This is a genomic window from Pseudomonas subflava, assembly GCF_023823685.1.
In the GTDB taxonomy this organism is placed as follows: domain Bacteria; phylum Pseudomonadota; class Gammaproteobacteria; order Pseudomonadales; family Pseudomonadaceae; genus Aquipseudomonas; species Aquipseudomonas subflava.
Window position 1 is genome coordinate 73,152 of the sequence record NZ_JAMXBF010000009.1, and the last position, 18,589, is coordinate 91,740.

Below are 18,589 nucleotides of genomic sequence, written 5' to 3' on the forward strand. Positions count from 1 at the left end.
TTTCGATCAAAAAAGGCATTCAAGGCAGGCCGCTGTATGACCTCGGGACCTTTCAAGCTGCGCTTGAAGAATTGGACGATCGTCCTCGCCACCTTTTTCGTGATGCAACTGCTGCCCGTACTGGCCCTGGTATTCGGCTGGGCGCCGCTGCATGTCCTGTGCCTCAGCATCGTGATTCTGCTGTGCACCTTGCCGCTGGCGTTGGCCTGCCTGCAGAACATCAACACCACCCTCGACAGCCTGGCCGACGATACCCGGCGCATGCGCGAACTGGATTTCGACGGGCCTGCGGCAGAGGGGTCGGTGTTCTACGAAGTCGACTGCCTGAGCCGCAACCACAACAGCATGAAGGATGCGTTGCAGCGCCAGACCCACGCGCTGCAGGAATCGCAATCGAAGCTGTCGAGCCTGGTGGAAAACGGCCTGCTGCTGTCGTCCGAACGGGATCGCGAGGCGCTGTTCCGCCACATCCTCATGGAGGGCAAGCGCATCTGCAACGCCGAAGCCGCGACCATGTACCTGAAGACCAGTCATGGCACCTTGCGCTTCGCCCTGCGCTCGATGGACGACCCGCTACCGGCCGACGAAATTCCGTTGCATGACCCGGTCACCGGCGCGCCCAACGAGGCTCACGTCTCCACCTATGCCGCGCTGCATAACCGGACCGTGGTGATCGACGATGTGTACGCCGAGACCCGTTTCGACCTGAGTGGCACGCGCCACTTCGACGCCCAGTCCGGCTACCGCACCGTGTCGATGATCACCGTGCCGCTGGCCGCGCGTCACGACGAGGTGATCGGTGTCCTGCAGTTCATGAACGCCCTGGACCCGCACAGCGGCGAGGTGGTGGCCTTCTCCGAGCAGGCGTTGTCATTCATCGAGGCCCTGGCTTCCCAGGCGGCGGTGGCCCTGGAAAACCAGAACCTGATCGAGGCGCAGAATGCGCTGATCGACGCGATGATCGAGATTCTCGCCGGCGCCATCGATGCCAAGAGCCCTTACACCGGCGCCCATTGCGAACGCGTGCCGGCGCTCGCGCTGATGCTGGCCGAGGAGGCCTGCGAGGTCAGCGAGGGGCCGCTGGCGGATTTCCGCTTCAATACGCCGGACGAGTGGCGCGAGTTCCGCATCGGTGCCTGGCTGCACGATTGCGGCAAGATCACCACCCCGGAGCACGTGGTCGACAAGGCCACCAAGCTGGAGACCATCTACAACCGCATCCATGAAGTGCGCATGCGCTTCGAAGTGCTCCTGCGCGATGCGCAGATCGCCCGCCTGCAGGCCGTCCTCGACGGCGTGGACGAGGCCGCTGCCGATGCCGACTATCGGCAGCAGTTCCAGCGCTTGCGCGATGAGTTCGCCTTCGTCGCCGACTGCAATATCGGCAGCGAGCTGATGGCCGAGGAGCGCATCGAGATGCTGCAGCGCATCGGCGAGCGCACCTGGCAGCGGCATTTCGACGACCGCCTGGGCCTGTCGCAGGACGAGACCATGCGCCTGCAGAACCTGCCGCCCGCGTCGCTGCCGGCGACCGAACGGTTGCTGGCGGACAAGCCGCAGCACATCTTTCCGCGCCCGCCGAGCAAGGCGCTCGACCCGAAATACGGCTTCCAGATCACGGTGCCCGAGCACCTCTACAACTTCGGCGAGCTCTACAACCTCAGCGTCAGCCGCGGCACGCTGACGGCCGAAGAGCGCTTCAAGATCAACGAGCACATCATCCAGACCATCGTCATGCTCGAGTACCTGCCGCTACCGGCCAATCTCAAGCGGGTGCCCGAATACGCCGGCACCCACCACGAGACCCTGCTCGGCACCGGCTACCCGCGCAAGCTGGACCGCTACAGCCTGTCGATTCCCGCCCGGATCATGGCCATCGCCGATATCTTCGAGGCGCTGACGGCGTCCGATCGGCCCTACAAGAAGGCCAAGACCCTGTCCGAGTCGGTGGCCATCCTGGCCAACCTGCGGGACAAGGGCCATATCGACGCCGACCTGTTCGCCCTTTTCCTGCGCACCGGCCTGCCCCTGCGCTACGCGAAGCGCCATCTGCGACCCGAGCAGATCGACGAACTCGACATCGAGAAATACCTGTCCGGCGTGCCGGCTTGAGCGCGGCAATTGCATGGTTTGCAATGCCTGGCCGGCGATGATGGCAATTTGAATTCATGCCCGAGCGCTAACGGTCGACATAGATGAACCGTCCCTGAACGGTTGAATATCTGGCCATTGGAAAGGAGCTCCCCGGGTGAGGGTGATCGATAGGCTGACGCGCTCGCTGGACCCCTTGCACGGCGTGCCGGAAGCGACGCGCCAGGAGTTTGCCTGCTGGTACCGCCAGGCCAAGCTGCCGCAGATCCGCTACGTGGCCTTCCTGACCATGGCGCTGTACCTGATCTACGCCGCCATCGAGCAGAACGTCGCCCGCGATAACCTCGGCCTGCGCTTCGTGGCGCACGGCATCCTGGTGCCGATGGCGCTGCTGGCCGTGGGGGTGATGAGCTATTTCGAGGCGTGCCGCCGCTGGATGCTGACGCTGCTGTGCGTGGCGCCGGTGTGCGCGGTGGTCGCCAACCTCGCCTTCAACCGCGACAACCCCGACTTCGCCTACTTCCTGCCGGAGATCTACCTCAACCTGATGTGGACCTTCACCGTCTCCGGCCTGAGCCTGCGTCAGGGCACGCTGACCGCCTGCTGCTCGGCCGCGGTGCTGATGGCGGCGACCCTGGGCGACGCACTGCAGCCCGGCGCCTATCGCCTGCACCTGATCTGGGGGCTGGCGTCCTTCTCGTTCGGCCTGCTCTGCGCCTTCGTCCTCGAGAAGGCGCACAAGATCATGTTCCTGCACCAGAGCCGGCTCGCCCTGAGCGCCAGCGTGGACGGCCTCACCGGGCTGTGGAACCGCGCGCGCATCGACCAGCTGTTCGCCGAGGAGATCGCCCGCGCCCAGCGCTACGACACGCCGTTCTCGGTGATCCTGATCGACATCGACCACTTCAAGCAGGTCAACGACACCCATGGCCACGCCGTCGGCGATGCCGTGCTGCGCCAGTTCGCCCGGCTGCTGCGCGACAGCGTGCGGGCGGTGGACCAGGTGGGCCGCCTGGGCGGCGAGGAATTCCTGGTCATCCTGCCGCAGGCCGATGTGGAGCAGGCCAGCGCCGTGGCGCGCGGGCTGCAGCGCCTGGTGCGCGAGTGCGAATTCAAGACCGTGCGGCACAAGACCGCCAGCTTCGGCATCACCCAGTACCACGGCGACGAAAGCCCGCACGGCATGCTGGACCGCGCCGACCGCGCGCTGTATCGCGCCAAGGCCAATGGGCGGGACCGCATCGAAGTGCTCTGAGCGCTGACCTGGGTCAAGGCGAGCCGGTGTCGCGGGCGTAGCCTGCGGGTATCGCAGCAGTCGGCACGAGGCGCGCCATGGCCAAGAAATTTCCGCTCAACCCGCCGCATCCCGAGCGCATCTGCTGGGGGTGCGATCTGTATTGCCCGGCCACCTCGCTGGCCTGCGGCAACGGCGCCGACCGCACCATGCACCCGGTCGAGACCTTCGGCGAGGACTGGTACCAATTCGGCGACCTGGGCTTCACGCCCGAGGACGGAGCCAAGCATGTCGAGCTGATTCCGGTGGTGTCCGTCGGCGAATAGGCGCGCGCGGCTGATGCAGATCAAGCCTTGTCATACTCCGGGCTCGACCCCTCGGGTTCGATCAGGCAAGGTGGCGGTCCCGCATCACCCCCGGATCAGTCATGTTCGAAATCCAGCCCATGAGCCCCGAGCTCTACCGCCAGCAGACCCGCCGCAGCACCTTCGTGGTCATCGCCATCTTCCTGGTGCTGGGCATGCTCTGCGCCACCGCCAGCACCCAGCTGTTCGGCGGCGCGCCCGGCGACAACTTCACCTGGAACCTGCTCGGCGTGCTCACCGGCCTGGCGCTGACCGTCGCCCTGGTGCGCCAGCAGCTGTGGCACCGCCCGTTCATGGCGGCTGCCGCCTACGGCTGGGGCCTCAAGCGCAACCTGATGCGCATCACCAACGTCATGCACCACGTGAAGGCCGGCGTGGCGGCGGGCGACGCGAGCGCCATGAAGCTGCTGCGCTTCTATCACCTGGGCGTGAGCCAGATGCACCAGCTGGATGGCAACAGCAGCGAGCTGAGCCACATGGTCCGCGAGATCGACGCGCACCGCGAAGCCATGCAGCAGCAGGGCCTGGACCCGCAGCAGAACCGCCTCGACCCGGCCTGGATCGAGGCGGTGAAACGCTTCCCCGCGACGCGCTGACCGCCACCGCTCGGCGCGCACGGCGCACCCTACGCCGGGCACCGCCTGGTCCTGTTTGCAGCTCGTAGGTGCGCCGCGCGCACCAGGCGGCCTTCGCCCCGGCATCCTGTGCCCGAAGCAACCTCGTCGCCCGGTCAGTAGGGCGCATCCCGGTCAGCTCATCTAAAGCAACACCGCCAGCCAGGTCGAAACGAACAGCAGCAGCGCCAGCAACTGGTTGAAGCGCTGCATGCGCTTCGGCGACTGCAGCAGGCGCGCGCTGCCGGCGCCGAGCAGGGCCCAGGCGGTCATGCTCGGCACGGCCATCAGCAGGAAGATCAGCGACAGCTGCAGCACGCGCATGGCCTTGTCCTCGCTGCCGGCGGCGAACACGCTGACCACCGCGACCGCCATCATCCACACCTTGGGGTTCACCAGCTGCAGCGCCGCCGCACCCAGCGGGCCGAGCTCCCGCGCGTCCGTGGTGTTCAGCGGCGCGGCCGCGCTGCGCAGCAGCTGCCAGGCCAGCCAGCTCAGCCACAGCGCGCCGGCCCAGCTCATCGCCAGCTGCACGCGTGGGTAGCGCAGCAACGCCTCGCCCAGGCCCAGGCCCACCAGCAGCACGATCAGCGCCGCCGCCAGGCAGGCGCCGAGCACCAGCGGCAGGGTGGCGCGCACGCCGAAGCGCGCGCCGTGGCTGAGGGCCAGGATATTGGTCGGCCCCGGCGTGATGCTGGCGACGAAGGCGAACAGCAGGAAGGGCAGCAGGGACTGCATGGCTCAGCCCCTCCGCGCGTGACGAGAATGGTGGGTACGCATGGCATGTTTTCTCCGTATCAGGGAGGCCCATGCTGCGGCGTGGCGGCCGATCAGTCTGGAAGCTTTGAGCAGCGGCGACGGTAGTCGGCGGGAGTGAGCCGATAGGCGCGGCGGAACCAGCGGCCCAGGTGGCTCTGGTCGGCGAAGCCCAGGGCGCTGGCCACATCGGCCGGCGTGTCGCCACGGGCCAGGCGCTGGCGTGCCTTGGCCAGGCGCAGCTGGATCAGGTAGGCGTGCGGCGCAATGCCGAAGGCGCTCTTGAAGGCGCGGCTGAGGCGGAAACGATCCACGCCGCAGGCCGCCGCCGTGTCGTCCAGGCCGATGTCCCGGTCGAAGTTGGCGTGCAGGTAGTCGCGGGCGCGCTGCGCCACCAGCGGCAGGCGCGGGTCCGGGTTCTCGCGCTTGCGCCACTGCAGGCGGCTGGTCATGGTGCCGAGCAGATCGTCGATGGCGGTCTGCCGGACGATGCGCAGGTCGCCGTCATGCAGAGTGTGAAACGCGCGGAAGATGGCGCCGGCCAGGCGGCTGTCGTTATTGAGGATATGGGCGAAGCTCGGCGTGCTGTCCGCCGGCGCGTGCTCGAACAGCGCGTGCAGCTCGCGCTCCAGCCACTGCGGGTCGAGGTACAGCATCGAATAGGTGAAGCCTTCCTCGGTCGGCGCGTGACCGTCGTGGAGCTCGCCCGGCTCGAGCAGGATCACCTTGCCCGGCGTGCTCAGGTGCTTCTCGCGCCGGCAGTTGAATTGCTGCACGCCCTGTTCGGTGACGCCCACCAGGTAGCTGTCGTGCCAGTGCGGGTCGTAGGCATGGCCCTCGAAATGTGCACGGATCGACTCGATGCCGGTGTCGGCATCCTGAGCGAGGTCGATCCAGTTGCGTGAGGTCACGGTGCGTTCCCGGGCAGTGAGGGCGGCGAGTCCCGACCTTAACCGGTTTGCACGGCGGCGTTTAGAAGATTCGTGCAGGCCGCCGGGCCATGCGTCCCGTGCTCAACCCGATTCCGCGCCGCCCAGCGTGCGGTCGAGGAAATCGCGGATCAGCTCGGCCGCTTCCTCCAGGTGCGTCTCCAGCAGCCAGTGGCCGCCGTCCTGGAACAGGTGCAGCTCCGCCTCCGGCAGGTCGCGCAGGTAGGCGCGGGCCGAGCCCTCGGGCATGTAGCCGTCGCGCGGGCCCCAGAGGATCAGCGTCGGCGGCTGGTGCTGGCGCAGGTAGGCCTGATAGTGCGGGAACCAGGCCAGGTTCTCCTTGAGCCCGGCGATCAGGTTCACCGCGATCTGCTTGCGCTGCCGCGTCATCAGCGCCCAGTGCAGGTGCCACAGGTCCGGCGGGATGCGCGCCGCCACGGGCGGGTCGACATCGTTGAGGAACTCGTCGCGAAAGCCCTCCAGGCTCACCGCCTCGGCCAGCGTGGCGCGCGCCTCGTCGCTGGGGTGGGCGAAGAATTCCTTCAGCGCGTCGTATTTGGGCCCCAGCTGGTCCTCGTAGATGTCGCCGTTCTGCAAGATCAGCGCGGTGATGCGCTGCGGCCGGCTGATCGCCAGGCGCAGGCCGATCTGCGAGCCGAAGTCGTGCAGGTACAGGGCGAAGTGCTCGATGCCCAGCTGGTTGGTGAAGCGCGCGAGGAAATGGGCGTAGCCGTCGAAGTCGTAGCTGAAGTCGTAGGGCGTGGCCGAGTAGCCGCAGCCGGGAAAGTCCGGCGCCACCAGCCGCCAGCGGTCCGCCAGCAGCGGCATGAGGTTGCGGAATTCGTAGGAGGAGCAGGGGTAGCCGTGGGGCAGCAACAGCACCGGCGCATCGGCCGGCCCGGCTTCGCGGTAGAAGATGTCGACGCCGTCGAGGTCCAGGCGCAGGTGACGAACACAGGTGGATGAAGGCGGCATGGGGGCCTCCCGGCAGGCACATGGTCCGCTTATGACCGCGCCAGGCCGCGCCGTGCTTCGTTCACCCGCCGGATGGCCGCCGCTCGTCAGCGTTTGCCGGCGATGTCCTTGATGTAGAGCGCTTCGACCTTCTCACGCGCCCAGGGCGTTTTGCGCAGGAACTTGAGGCTGGAGTCGACGCTGGGTTCATGGGTGAAGCAGCGGATGGCGATGAGCTGGCCGAGGCGGTCCCAGCCGTGTTTGTCGACCAGGGCCTGGACGATGGCTTTCAGGGTTAGGCCGTGGAGGGGGTCGTTGCTCATCAAGGCAGCTCGGTGGATCAGGGGCGGGCACTTTAACTCCCCTCTACCGTTTACGGGAGAGGGGCGGGGGGAGAGGGCTTTGGTTTCGTGCCGCTGCTGATTCTCGCGTTGCTTGAGGCTTCAGTTCCGCCCTGCTGGGCGGGTCCCTTTTGGCAGTCGCCCCAAAAGGAACCAAAAGGTCTTGCCCCCGACATCCGGGTCTCGCTGCGCTCGACTTCCCTCACTCCATCATTGCTCTAGGGGCACGCGACGAAGGGCCATCCCTGGCCCATCGTCGCTCTCGCGGCATCCATGCCGCTCAACCCCTTCCACAACGATTCCGTTCGGCGTCCTGAAGGGGGCACTCGCTGCTTGTAGGCATAAAGAAGCTTCGCAATAGATATCTATCCGAAAATAGAATTAATCAATGTCTTGTGTGCTTTCCATAAGAGCGGAATATTGATCTGGATCTTTGCGCTTTATTGTTTCTAAGACAAATTTTGCTAGGTTCGGTATTTCTGGAATTTCTATCGGATTGGTGCTTCTGTCGAAAATTTCCTCAAGGTGAGACAGCTCATTGTTTATTCTGTTTGTTATATCTGTGTGTAAGGTGTCTCCACCAAAGAAAAGAAGCAGCTTTTCATCGTTTGATTTGTTGTTGGGGTATTTGTAATAGAGGTATGCCTCAAGAAATTTCCGTAGATTATTCCCGAAATTATAGATCGTTTCGTGGTTATCGTTGTCTGCCAGAGATATTGTTGCGCATTTGTGTATTTGGCTGAATAGATAATTGAATTCCGTTACGAATTTCCTTAGGTAGCTGGGCATTAATTTAATTTGGCTGGAATTGTGGTGTCGCTCCAGTATGAAGTATTGGTTGTCTTTTGCTGGCTTGGATAGCCTCTTTAGGTATTTTAAAAAATCTAAGTTATGTGTGGAAATGAATAGCTGGTTGTATCTGTAGGATACCGTGGAGGTGGTTGGATTATTGATTGGTTTGGTTAATGTGCTTTCAATAAGGCTGAAAACAAAATAAATATGGTTGCTGTCTAGGCTAGATATTGGGTCATCGATCCATATTATAGGGTCTCTACCTAGGGTGTTAATGTCCTCAAGCTTGGCAATGAAATAGCAGAATGCTAGCAGGCTGCATTCGCCTTCGCTCAGATTGTATGCGGGTTCTCCATTTCGTATGACATGGAAAGTGGTTGACTTTGAATCACTCGCTTCTAGTGCTAGTAATTGAAGAGTGCTATGACTGAAGTGGTTTCGAAGGTAGTGATTGACACGATCAGCACCCTTGCTTTCATCTTTTAGTTGATTTCGGAGGTCAGATATTTCCGAAATGCTTTTGGAGATTGAATTCTCAATCTGATTTAGGAGTGCTTTGCTTGTTTGTAGTGAATCTGACAAGTATTCAATTTCTTTGATTCTTTTTTCGTAATCAATATCTTCTAAGAATTTGATGACCTCACTCAGGCGTAGCTTCTTTCTTGCATCGTCTTGCTCGGATTCTAGAGTAAATATTTTGTTGTTGTGCGTTTTAATTATATCTTCAATTTCTATAAGGCGAGCTGTAATGCTGTGCTCTCGTGTTGTCTGGGGAAGCTGGATTGCCTGGTAGATGTTGTCCTTTCTTGTAGTTAGATATGATGTTAATTCGTCTAGATCTTCTATATAAAGGTCTATGTCGTTTCGTAGTTGTTCTTGGAGGTGTTGGTATCTGTTCTGGAGGTGGGCGTAAAGATTGATCTTATCGGGGATATTTATTGAGGATATTTTTTGCTTTTCGGCTTCGATGCCTTGGATAAGCCTGTCTAGAAGGCTTCGTAAGTCTTCTGACTCTTTGTTGAAGTGATTATGGAGTTTCTTCCATATGTTTTCAGTCAAGGATGATCCGCAAAATTGACAATCATCTTTATTTTCGTGGTGCGAGAGACCGATTCTTACCCATTCTTCAATTGTAGGGTCATCTAGAAGGTGTTGTAGCGTATGTGTGGGGCGTATTTCTCTCGAGATCAAATCTCTTGTCGCAGCTCGCAGGGGGAGTAGCTTTTGATCAAATACAATTTTTTCTTGAATTTGATCTCTTGCCTCCTCGGAAAGAAGGAGGGTCAGTTCTTGCGTGGTTTGTATGTCGAGCTTCTTTGCGTCTGTAATTGATATGTTCGAAATGTCAGACTTTATTGAGCTTATGTTGTAGTTTATTTTTTTATAGAGAGGATTCTGCTTTATGTCTGTGCTTGCTTTTGTGCGGAGTTTTTCGTCTAAGTCCTTCTGTTTTAACTTTAGCTTGTCTTCAGAGTTTCTCTGGTCCGCTATCTTTTTGTGGTGATCCCAATATAGGCCCTGTTTTGTTGTGGTTGAACCTAGGCGTTCTTCTATTTCCTCGATTTTATTTTCGATCTCGACGTTCTTTTCGCCAAGTATGGCAAAGGGATTTATCACTCCATCGTTGTTTGTTAACCATTTCAGGTTCTCCTCTATAAAGTCTCTATTATATACTCTGACTGTGTATGGGCAGTTGGCTAGATTGCTGTCGTTTATAAGGCCTGGCGATGTATGTGTGATTTCGTAAGAGGCAGGTTGATGTCGTTCATGCTTTGTTTTTGTTTCTAGACTTCTAAATATTCTAGAAATAGTAGTCTTGCCAGAGTAATTCCGCCCGTAAATAATATTTAGCTTTTTAAAGGTTGCAATGTTATTCCCTTTGTCTCTGACAGTTTTATCCCATTCGAAGTCAGTAAATACAGCGAGATTTTTTATTTTGCTTATTTTTGTGAGCATTTGAGATCCGTTAAATGCTGATGAGTTTTATGTGCTGGTCCATCTTTCTAGATAGTTGCGTTGCCTTGAAGTTAGCTAATGTGAACCGCGTCACGCAAGCTGCCCTTTCAGTCAGTGCGTGAATTTCTCTCTTGCCGCTTCGCTGTCATTTCGACCTTTGTTCATGTCCTATCGACAGCGGTTCGCTGTTGTCATGGCGACTTCTCTGTTTCCCAACTGACTGAAAATTAAGATAAAAATACCTGGCACGAAAGCTGAGTAACTCCAGGCGCAACGCCTACATAACGGAGAACTCAGATGAATCGCTTTGCCTTGCTTGCTTTCACTACCGGCCTGTTGGTCATGCAATCCGTTCAGGCCGCCGAGGTGGTGGCGGAACAGGAAGAGAACTCGGTCGGCACCGGTTTTGGTGGGCTGACCGGGTTGATGGTCGGTGCCGCTGCCGGCGGGCCGATTGGGGCTGTGGTCGGCGCGGCGGTGGGTGGCTGGGGTGGGGCGCAGGTGCAGCGCGCCAGTGGCCAGACCGGTACTGCCTACATCGTGCGCGACGAAGCGGGCGAGGAGCGCTGGATTCGCTCGCCGCATCACCGCTTCGAGCGTGGTCAGCGCGTGGACCTGCGCGACGGTCGTCTCTATCCCCACTGATTCCTTATTGCCGCCCCGGCTCGGCCTGGGACGCGATTCCTTCTTCCTTCTACATCGAGGTAGTCATGAACAACGAATTCGAACAACGCATGGCGGTGGTCACCGGCGCCAGTTCCGGTATCGGTCTGGCCGTGAGCGAGCTGCTGCTGCAGCGCGGCGCGCGGGTGCTGGCGATGTCGCGCAGCCTGGGTGGGTTGGGGGCGCTGCTGGAGCGCTATCCCGAGCAACTGTTCTGGTACGAGGGCGACGTGACCCGCGAGGCGTCGCTACAGGGCCTGGCCGAGCGCGCCGCCGAGCTGGGTGAGGTGCATTACCTGGTGCCCAACGCGGGCATCGCCAAGCTGGCGCCGGGCAGCGATCTGCAGGCGTTCGACGAGCAGTGGCGCATCAATGGCGCCGGTGCGGTGAACACCTTCTACGCGCTGAAGGCGCAGCTGGCCCAGCCGGCGTCGGTAGTGTTCATCAGCACCTTCCTGCGCCACCTGGGCTTCGTCGGCCTCGGTGCGTACATCGCCACCAAGGCGGCGCTGTCGAGCCTGGTGCGCAGCCTGGCGCTGGAGCATGCGAACGAGGGCCTGCGCCTGAATCTGGTGTCGCCGGGGCCGACCGCCACACCGATCTGGAACAGCCTGGGCCTGCCGGACGATGCGCTGGCTAGCGTCGCCGGCGAGGTGAACGCACGGCTGGTGGACAACGAATTCCTCAGCTCCGAGGCGGTGGCCGAGGTGGTGCTGTTCCAGCTGTCCCAGGGCGCCCGCGGCGTGTACGGCCAGGACTGGGTGGTGGACAAGGGCTACACCCTGCGCTGAGCCGGCGCTGCACCACGCTGAAGTGGCGTGCGGACGATCAGTTCTCGATGGCGAGGGTGCGGGAGCGCTCGCTCTTCTCGTCGTCGATCTGCACGTCCATCGTGCCCTTGTGCACGCTGATGGCGGTGACGAGGCCGCTGCGGTATTCGCCGGCGCCGTAGTCGTAGAAGCGGATGGTCGCGCCGGTTCTGATCAGGGTGCCCTGGTCGATGTCGACGTTGGCGCCGGTATCCAGGTCCTTGCCTTCCCAGGCGCTGGCCGGGCCGCTCAGTAGCAGGATCGTCAGCAGTGCTGTGCGCATCGGGTGTTCCTCGGCGAAGGGCAAAAAAAAGCCCCGCATGGGCGGGGCTCTTCGGTGCGGGGATCGTTAGATCACCTGAACCTGTTCGGCTTGCGGGCCTTTCTGGCCTTGGGCTACGACGAAGGAAACGCGCTGGCCTTCATCGAGCGACTTGAAGCCGCTGCCTTCGATCTGGCGGAAGTGGACGAACAGGTCCGCGCCGGATTCGGGAGTGATGAAGCCAAAGCCTTTCTCGGCGTTGAACCATTTGACGGTACCGGTTTCACGGTTGGCCATGATGTAAATCTCCAGGAGTAAAGGATCGGCCAGACGGGAGCCTGGTCGACTGAATGCGAAGTGAAGAGGGGTGCCGAGGAGATGGAGATCAGAGACAGAACATCAAGACGGTGCCGCTAGACTGGCAGGCAGTGGGCGGAGCATACAGGGTTTCGCCTGATTGACCAGCTCTATCTGAATATGTGACGTGATTGGTGACAGCCGGTCGAATAAGCCGGTGGCCCGGGATCGAGTCTGTATAGTGAGGCCTCATCCACGCGCAAGGAGCCTCGTCATGCATGACCCGATCAACAATCAACTGCGGTCGGCACTCGACGAGCAGATCGAGGCGTTTCTGACCAAGGGCGGCGAGATCACCGAGGTCGCGATCGGGACTTCCGGCATCTCCGCCGACCACAAGAAGGCCCACTGGTCCAAGTCCCAGGCGAAGAAGGCGGACGCCAAGGCCCCGCGCGCCGAGGCTGTGGCGGAGGCCGATCCGGCGCTGCCGGGCTGAACCCCTCGCGCGCCGCGCTTCAGTTCAGGCGGTAGCGCTTCAGCTCCGCCGGGGTGAGCACCTTCATGCGGTGCGGCTCGATGGCCTGCATGTCGGCGGCCAGCGCGGGCGCCACGCCCATGTCGCGGAAGTAGCCGCTGGCGTTGTTGGGCATGCCGGCGCGGCTGGCCTGGGCGGATTCGCCGGCCGGGAAGTGCGGCCGGTGCAGGCCGACATGGCCGCGGACCATCTTCTTGCGCCCGGCGGCGAGAAGGTAGATGCAGCTGCCCTGGCACACGCCCTTGGACGGCACCAGCGTCTCGAACCCGGTTTCGCGCAGCAGGCGCCCCATGCGCATGGCTTCGGCCGCGCTGCCGCCGATGCTGTCGAGCAGGACGATCTTGCGGGCGAACTTGCCGGGGTGCGCCTGCAGCCCCTTGAGCAGCGCCTCGTAGTCGCCGGGAGAAATCTCTTCCGAGACCTTGGCGATCAGCATGCGGCCGAGGTTCTTCTGCTGCGCGGCCTCGATCTCGACCTTGGCGAGAGCGGGGCCGGCGCAGAGCGTGGCGAACAGCAGGAGGGCGGTGCGAAGGGTACGGCTCATGGGACTGCGGATTTCCAGCTACGACTGGGCGCAGAAGATACCCGCAGCCACGGCCCGGTCAAGTGCGCCGCTGCACGCGCCAGGCGCAGGCGAACAACGCCAGGCCGAGCAGGGCGGTGACGGCGCCGATATAGCCGGTGACGGTCCAGCCCATGCCGGCGCTGATGGCCAGGCCGCCGAGCCAGGGGCCGAGGGCGTTGGCCAGGTTGAACGCGGCATGGTTGGACGCCGCCGCGAGGGTCTGCGCGCCGGTGGCGATGTCCATCAGGTGCGTCTGCAGCGCCGGGCCCAGGGCGATCATGGTGCCCAGGGCGAAGGTCACCAGCAGCATGCTCGCCAGGTGCTGCGCGGCCAGCGGGAAGAGCAGCAGCACCAGGGCGCTCCAGGCCAGGATCCAGGCCACCGCGGCGAAGCGCAGGCGGTCGAACAGCCAGCCGCCGGTCATGTTGCCGAGGATGCCGCCGGCGCCGAACACGGCCAGGGTCACGGGAATCCACCCCGGCTGCGCGCCGGTGACTTCCAGCAGGGTTGGCGCCACGTAGCTGAACACGCAGAACATGCCGGCGAAACCGATGGAGCCGATGGCCATCGCCAGCCAGATGGGCGCGCGGTTGAAGGCCTTCAGCTCGCCGATCGGGCTGCTGCGCTCCTCGTTGCGGTCCAGCGGCAGGAACAGCGCGACCATGACGATGGTGACCAGGGCGATCAGCCCCACCAGCGCGAAGGCGTAGCGCCAGCTCAGGTGCTGGCCGAGCCAGGTGGCCAGCGGGTTGCCGATGAGGATGGCGATGGTCAGCCCGGCCAGCACCCGGCTCACCGCCTTGGCGCGCTTGTGCAGCGGCGCCATCGAGGCGGCCACCAGCATGGCGACGCCGAAATAGGCGCCGTGCGGCAGGCCGGCGACGAAGCGGAACAGCATCAGCGAGCCGTAGTCCGGCGCCAGGGCGCTGGCGAAGTTGCCTAGGGCGAAGCAGCCCATCAGCAGGAGCAGCAGGTGCCGGCGGAACAGCCGTGCGCCAAGCAGGGCGAGCACCGGCGCGCCGACCACCACGCCCAGCGCGTAGGCGCTGATCACGTGGCCGACCTGGGGTTCGCTCACGCCCAGGTCACGCGCGACCTCGGGCATCAGCCCCATGATGGAGAACTCGCCAGTGCCAATGGCGAAGCCGCCAAGAGCCAGGGCCAGTTCGATCAGCAAGACGGCGCCGCGCGACAGCGGCGCGGCGTGTGGGGAAGCGAGGGACATGGAAAGGACTGCCGGCGGGAGAAAAACGCCGGCGATTATACGTCAGCGGCTCTGGCACGGGCATTACGCCGCAGCCAGTTCCGCGCGGTTGACGTTCCGCGCGGGTGGTTGGTGCGCACGGCGCACCCTACCGCTGGGACGCCATGCGCACCGTGGACCTCAATCCCTCGCCGGAATGTTCAGGCCGGCCGTCACCGCCGGGCGCTGGAGGAAGGCCTCGAGCACGCGGCGCACGTTGGTGAAGCGTTCGAATTGCACCAGTTCGCCGGCCTCGTAGAAGCCGATCAGGTTGCGCACCCAGGGGAAGGTCGCGATGTCGGCGATGCTGTACTGCTCGCCCATGATCCAGGCGCGGCCTTCCAGGTGCTTGTCGAGCACGCCGAGCAGGCGGGCGGACTCGGTCACGTAGCGGTCACGCGGGCGCTTGTCCTCGTAGTCCTTGCCGGCGAATTTGTGGAAGAAGCCGAGCTGGCCGAACATCGGGCCGATGCCGCCCATCTGGAACATCAGCCACTGCAGGCATTGGTAGCGGGCGGCCGGGTCCTGCGGCAGCAGCTCGCCGCTCTTCTCCGCCAGGTAGACGAGGATGGCGCCGGACTCGAATAGTGCCAGCGGCGCGCCGCTCGGCCCGTTGGGGTCGAGGATGGCGGGGATCTTGTTGTTCGGGTTGAGGGAGAGGAATTCCGGGCTCGTCTGGTCGTTGGTCTCGAAGCTGACCAGGTGCGGCTCGTAGGGCAGGCCGATCTCTTCCAGCATGATCGACACCTTGACCCCGTTGGGCGTGGGCAGCGAATAGAGCTGCAGGCGGTCGGGCTGGGTGGCGGGCCATTTGCGCGTGATGGGGAAGGCGGACAGGTCTGGCATGGGAACTCCGGTATCTGGCGAGACGGTCAGGATAGCCGGCCGCCAGGGGCGACGACATCCTTACCTGACTCGGCGGAAGCCGGTATGGTTCGCCCTTTGGCTTTGTCGACAAGGAGAATCCCATGAGCCTGCACGGCACCTATGACGAGCAGAACATCTTCGCCAAGATCATTCGCGGCGAGGCGCCCTGCTACAAGCTGTACGAGGACGACGACGTACTCGCCTTCCTCGATCTGTTCCCGCAGTCCTACGGCCACTGCCTGGTGATTCCGAAGAACGCGCCGGCACGCAACCTCCTGGAGATCGACGACGCCAACCTGGCCAAGCTGATGGCGGTGGTGCGCAAGCTGACCCAGGCGGTGGTGGACGAGCTGGAGCCGGCCGGCGTGCAGGTGGCGCAGTTCAACGGCGCCCCGGCGGGGCAGACGGTGTTCCATATCCACATGCACATCGTGCCGCGCTATGAGGGCGACCAGCTCGGCATCCACGCCAGCAACCAGGCCGACGCCGATCAGCTGAAGGCGCTGCAGGCGCGGTTGGTCAAGCGCATCAACGGCTGAGGCGATCGCATACAAAAACGCCGCGTTCCGGGTGGAGCGCGGCGTTTTCTTTGGGTCGGGACATCGATCAGCCGTTCTGGCTGTCGATGCTGCGGCCGCCCCATTCCAGGTAGCGCACCTTGTGCACTTCGCCCTGGCTGTCGCGGTACACCATCACGCTGGAAACCACGCCGCTCTTCTGCGAGTTGTCGGTGCGTTGCAGCACGCTGGCGACGTCGAGCTGCATGCCGTAGTGGTAGTCCACCACCGGGACGCCGGCCCCGGCCTGGGTGACGGCGTCGTCGGCGAAGGCCAGCGGGGCGATGCTGGAGATAACGGCGGAAACGAAGGATGCGATTTTCATGCGGATGTTCTCCTGTCGGTAATGGGCTGAGGTTGCCGGCAGCTTCTCGTGCGTGTGCGCTCTCGCTGGGGAGCGCGGGTCACCGAGTGGCGCTTGCGTCGGCTCGCTCTACGGGGCTAATCAAACCATCGCCGGCCGGGCCGGCAGAAATTGATGCTTGTGCTAATGGGCATCAGCCCCGTCGATGCCCTCTCAGCGCCCCGCGATGGCGCGCTGGTTGGACAGGTAGATGTTGTCCGGCTGCGGCACCTCGCCGGTGGCCAGGGCGTTGATCCAGTCGTCGGTGCTGAGCACGGCGGCGAAGCCGGTGTGCATGACCACGGTGAACACCCGGTGGATCTCCTCGGCGGTGGCCGCGCCCATGGCGTTGCGGTAGGGCGGCGAGCCGGCGGCGTCGTGCAGCAGCTCGACGTTCCAGCCTTCGTGGTGGGCCTGGCGCACGGTGGAGTCGTCGCAGTTGTGGGTCATGTAGCCGATCACGCTGAGGGTGTCGATCTGGTGCCGCTTGAGGTAGTCGGCCAGGTCGGTGCCGGCGAAGGAGCTGGCCATCTGCTTCTGGATGAAGTGGTCACGCGGGCGCTCGCCCACCAGCGGGTGCAGCTCGGCGTTGTGGCTGCCGCTGGCGAAGATCGGCGCGCTCTCCGGCAGCAGATGCTGGATGACGATCACCGGGATGCCAGCGGCGGTGGCGGCGTCCATGGCGCGGCCGATGTTGTTCATCGACTGCTCGATGGGCGGGTACTCGATGCGCAGGTTGCCGGTGACGTACTCGTTCTGCACGTCGATAACGATCAGGGCGCGTTTCGGTTGCGGGTTCATGGCGGGTTCCTCTTGTTCTACGGGGTGGTGGTGGATGGAGAGATTGTTCTGCCGCCGCGCATCACTCCGTGAGTGGCCCATAAGCCAGGTTGCGCTAAGATCGGGCCAAATCCTTCGCCCGGGCCACCTGCCATGTCCCCGCACCGCATCGCCGTGGTCGCCTTCGACCACATCACGCCGTTTCACCTTTCCGTGCCCTGCCTGGTGTTCGGCGACCTGGGGCTCGGCCCGGGCTACTACGAGCTGCGCGTCTGCGCCGCCGCGCCGGGCGCGTTGCCGACCACCGCCGGGTTCGATCTGCAGGTGGTGCACGGGTTGGAGGCGCTGGAGTGGGCGCAGACGGTGATCGTGCCCAGCTGGCACGAGCCGGACGAGCGTCCGCCGGGCCTGCTGCTGGAGGCGCTGGTGGCGGCCAGCGAGCGCGGCGCGCGGCTGGTCGGGCTATGCCTGGGCGCCTATGTGCTGGCCGAGGCGGGCCTGCTCGACGGCCGCCGCGCCACCACCCACTGGGCCTGGGCCCAGGACTTTGCGCGGCGTTTCCCGCAGGTGACGCTGGACGCCGACGTGCTCTATCTGGAAGACGGCAACCTGCTGACCTCCGCCGGTACCGCGGCCGGCATCGACTGCTGCCTGCACCTGATGCGTCAGCAGCACGGCGCCGAGTTGGCCAATCGGGTGGCGCGGCGCCTGGTGGTGCCGCCGCATCGCCAGGGCGGGCAGGCGCAGTTCATCGAGCAGCCGCTGCCGGCCACGGCCCGGGACGACCGCCTCGCGGATCTGCTGGATTGGGTGCGTGCCAGCCTGGACCGGCCCCATAGCCTGGACAGCCTGGCGGAGCGCGCGCTGATGAGCCGGCGCAGTTTCACCCGGCACTTTCGCCAGCTCACCGGCACCACGGTCGGCGAGTGGCTGCTGGCCGAACGCCTGGCGCTCTGCCAGCGCCTGCTGGAAACCACCGAGCAGAGCGTGGAGGCGATCTCCGCGCTGGCCGGCTTCGGTTCGCCGGTGTCGTTGCGGCACCACTTCGGCCGCGCTTTTGGCGTATCGCCGAGCGCGTGGCGTCAGGTGTTTCGCGGGTAAAAAGAAGCCAGGCCCATGACGAGCCTGGCAGGAGTGAAACGATCAGGACGCGCCGGCGGGGGTGCAGACCAGGCTGGCATCGCTCTCCTGGCCGGCGGCGCGGGCGTCCACGCGCAGGGTCGCGCTCTCGCCGGGTGCCAGGCGGGCCTTTTGCTCGTGGGTCTCGGTGGCGGTGGGGCCCGGGTCGACGGTGCATTCCACCACCTGGGTATCGCGGTTGGTCAGCTTCAGCACCAGGGTGGCATTGCCGGTGACCGGGCCGGCGGCGCCGGTGTTGTCCTGGGCCGTCAGCGGGCTGCTGCTGGTTTCGATCTGCAGGCCGTTGAGCTGTTCGCTGATTTCGCCGTCGGCCAGGGCCAGCAGCGGCAGGCAGGCGGCGAAGCCGCCGCAGAGAAGCATCGCTTTCATGTCGTTTTTCCTCACGCGGGCTGTTGCTGTGTAGAGGCCGGCGCGCGCCGCGAGGTTCAGGGATTTTTCGGGGCTTGAGCCGCAGGCGTCTAGCGCCAATACTGGGCCGACCCCACGCACGCCCAAG

At 63.3% G+C, this 18,589-nt stretch carries 22 protein-coding genes; 9 read left to right on the forward strand and 13 right to left on the reverse strand.

Annotated elements, in window-relative coordinates:
* Nucleotides 1–102: 102 nt before the first annotated feature.
* From NF616_RS13705 to NF616_RS13720, 4 genes are all read left to right on the forward strand, one after another.
* Nucleotides 103–2,112, forward strand: a complete 2,010-nt coding sequence (locus tag NF616_RS13705; protein ID WP_252273847.1) for an HD domain-containing phosphohydrolase — start codon at nt 103–105, stop codon at nt 2,110–2,112.
* 136 nt (nt 2,113–2,248) lie between these two features.
* Nucleotides 2,249–3,346 carry a GGDEF domain-containing protein gene (locus NF616_RS13710; protein ID WP_252273848.1) on the forward strand — a complete coding sequence of 366 codons (1,098 nt, stop codon included), beginning with the start codon at nt 2,249–2,251 and terminating at the stop codon, nt 3,344–3,346.
* Between the two features lie 77 nt (nt 3,347–3,423).
* Nucleotides 3,424–3,651: a DUF3079 domain-containing protein gene (locus NF616_RS13715; protein WP_252273849.1), complete on the forward strand. Its 228-nt coding sequence runs from the start codon at nt 3,424–3,426 to the stop codon at nt 3,649–3,651.
* A 101-nt stretch (nt 3,652–3,752) separates the two neighbouring features.
* Entirely contained in the window at nt 3,753–4,286 is a 534-nt protein-coding gene (locus tag NF616_RS13720; protein ID WP_252273850.1) for a DUF3087 domain-containing protein, read from the forward strand.
* Nucleotides 4,287–4,448: 162 nt separating this feature from the next.
* Here NF616_RS13720 and NF616_RS13725 read toward each other — a convergent pair whose 3' ends face one another.
* From NF616_RS13725 to NF616_RS13745, 5 genes are all read right to left on the reverse strand, one after another.
* The gene (locus tag NF616_RS13725; RefSeq protein ID WP_252273851.1) at nt 4,449–5,042 is read right to left on the reverse strand and encodes a LysE family translocator; all 594 of its coding nucleotides are present in this window, start codon (nt 5,040–5,042) and stop codon (nt 4,449–4,451) included.
* Between the two features lie 92 nt (nt 5,043–5,134).
* A complete protein-coding gene (locus tag NF616_RS13730) occupies nt 5,135–5,971 on the reverse strand; it encodes an AraC family transcriptional regulator (protein WP_252273853.1) in 837 nt (278 codons plus the stop codon).
* A gap of 102 nt (nt 5,972–6,073) precedes the next feature.
* Nucleotides 6,074–6,964, reverse strand: coding sequence for an alpha/beta fold hydrolase (locus NF616_RS13735; protein WP_252273854.1), 891 nt, complete (start codon nt 6,962–6,964; stop codon nt 6,074–6,076).
* Between the two features lie 86 nt (nt 6,965–7,050).
* Nucleotides 7,051–7,266, reverse strand: coding sequence for a VF530 family protein (locus NF616_RS13740; RefSeq protein ID WP_252273855.1), 216 nt, complete (start codon nt 7,264–7,266; stop codon nt 7,051–7,053).
* 399 nt (nt 7,267–7,665) lie between these two features.
* Complete coding sequence (locus NF616_RS13745; RefSeq protein ID WP_252273856.1) at nt 7,666–10,032, reverse strand: AAA family ATPase; 2,367 nt, start codon at nt 10,030–10,032, stop codon at nt 7,666–7,668.
* 297 nt (nt 10,033–10,329) lie between these two features.
* On the opposite strand from NF616_RS13745, the gene NF616_RS13750 reads away from it, so the two are divergent.
* Both NF616_RS13750 and NF616_RS13755 read left to right on the forward strand, forming a co-directional pair.
* On the forward strand, nt 10,330–10,677 hold the full coding sequence (locus tag NF616_RS13750; RefSeq protein ID WP_252273857.1) for a hypothetical protein: 348 nt from the start codon (nt 10,330–10,332) through the stop codon (nt 10,675–10,677).
* Between the two features lie 65 nt (nt 10,678–10,742).
* Entirely contained in the window at nt 10,743–11,486 is a 744-nt protein-coding gene (locus NF616_RS13755) for an SDR family oxidoreductase (RefSeq protein ID WP_252273858.1), read from the forward strand.
* Nucleotides 11,487–11,523: 37 nt separating this feature from the next.
* Here NF616_RS13755 and NF616_RS13760 read toward each other — a convergent pair whose 3' ends face one another.
* Complete coding sequence (locus NF616_RS13760; RefSeq protein ID WP_252273859.1) at nt 11,524–11,787, reverse strand: DUF5334 family protein; 264 nt, start codon at nt 11,785–11,787, stop codon at nt 11,524–11,526.
* A gap of 66 nt (nt 11,788–11,853) precedes the next feature.
* On the reverse strand, nt 11,854–12,063 hold the full coding sequence (locus tag NF616_RS13765; protein ID WP_252273860.1) for a cold-shock protein: 210 nt from the start codon (nt 12,061–12,063) through the stop codon (nt 11,854–11,856).
* 274 nt (nt 12,064–12,337) lie between these two features.
* On the opposite strand from NF616_RS13765, the gene NF616_RS13770 reads away from it, so the two are divergent.
* Nucleotides 12,338–12,559: a hypothetical protein gene (locus tag NF616_RS13770; protein ID WP_252273861.1), complete on the forward strand. Its 222-nt coding sequence runs from the start codon at nt 12,338–12,340 to the stop codon at nt 12,557–12,559.
* Nucleotides 12,560–12,578: 19 nt separating this feature from the next.
* Here NF616_RS13770 and NF616_RS13775 read toward each other — a convergent pair whose 3' ends face one another.
* From NF616_RS13775 to NF616_RS13785, 3 genes are all read right to left on the reverse strand, one after another.
* On the reverse strand, nt 12,579–13,142 hold the full coding sequence (locus NF616_RS13775; RefSeq protein WP_252273862.1) for a COG3904 family protein: 564 nt from the start codon (nt 13,140–13,142) through the stop codon (nt 12,579–12,581).
* A 58-nt stretch (nt 13,143–13,200) separates the two neighbouring features.
* Complete coding sequence (locus NF616_RS13780; RefSeq protein ID WP_252273863.1) at nt 13,201–14,388, reverse strand: MFS transporter; 1,188 nt, start codon at nt 14,386–14,388, stop codon at nt 13,201–13,203.
* A gap of 159 nt (nt 14,389–14,547) precedes the next feature.
* The gene (locus NF616_RS13785) at nt 14,548–15,252 is read right to left on the reverse strand and encodes a glutathione S-transferase N-terminal domain-containing protein (protein WP_252273864.1); all 705 of its coding nucleotides are present in this window, start codon (nt 15,250–15,252) and stop codon (nt 14,548–14,550) included.
* 122 nt (nt 15,253–15,374) lie between these two features.
* On the opposite strand from NF616_RS13785, the gene NF616_RS13790 reads away from it, so the two are divergent.
* Nucleotides 15,375–15,812 carry an HIT family protein gene (locus tag NF616_RS13790; RefSeq protein WP_252273865.1) on the forward strand — a complete coding sequence of 146 codons (438 nt, stop codon included), beginning with the start codon at nt 15,375–15,377 and terminating at the stop codon, nt 15,810–15,812.
* Nucleotides 15,813–15,879: 67 nt separating this feature from the next.
* Here NF616_RS13790 and NF616_RS13795 read toward each other — a convergent pair whose 3' ends face one another.
* On the reverse strand, nt 15,880–16,155 hold the full coding sequence (locus NF616_RS13795) for a DUF2790 domain-containing protein (protein WP_252273866.1): 276 nt from the start codon (nt 16,153–16,155) through the stop codon (nt 15,880–15,882).
* 192 nt (nt 16,156–16,347) lie between these two features.
* Nucleotides 16,348–16,974 (reverse strand): cysteine hydrolase family protein, encoded by a 627-nt coding sequence (locus tag NF616_RS13800; protein WP_252273867.1) that lies wholly within the window; start codon nt 16,972–16,974, stop codon nt 16,348–16,350.
* A gap of 132 nt (nt 16,975–17,106) precedes the next feature.
* Here NF616_RS13800 and NF616_RS13805 point away from each other — a divergent pair, with 132 nt between their 5' ends.
* Nucleotides 17,107–18,054: a GlxA family transcriptional regulator gene (locus NF616_RS13805; RefSeq protein WP_252273868.1), complete on the forward strand. Its 948-nt coding sequence runs from the start codon at nt 17,107–17,109 to the stop codon at nt 18,052–18,054.
* A gap of 42 nt (nt 18,055–18,096) precedes the next feature.
* Here the strand turns inward: NF616_RS13805 and NF616_RS13810 are convergent, their stop codons facing one another.
* Nucleotides 18,097–18,462, reverse strand: a complete 366-nt coding sequence (locus NF616_RS13810; RefSeq protein WP_252273869.1) for a hypothetical protein — start codon at nt 18,460–18,462, stop codon at nt 18,097–18,099.
* Nucleotides 18,463–18,589 lie beyond the last annotated feature (127 nt).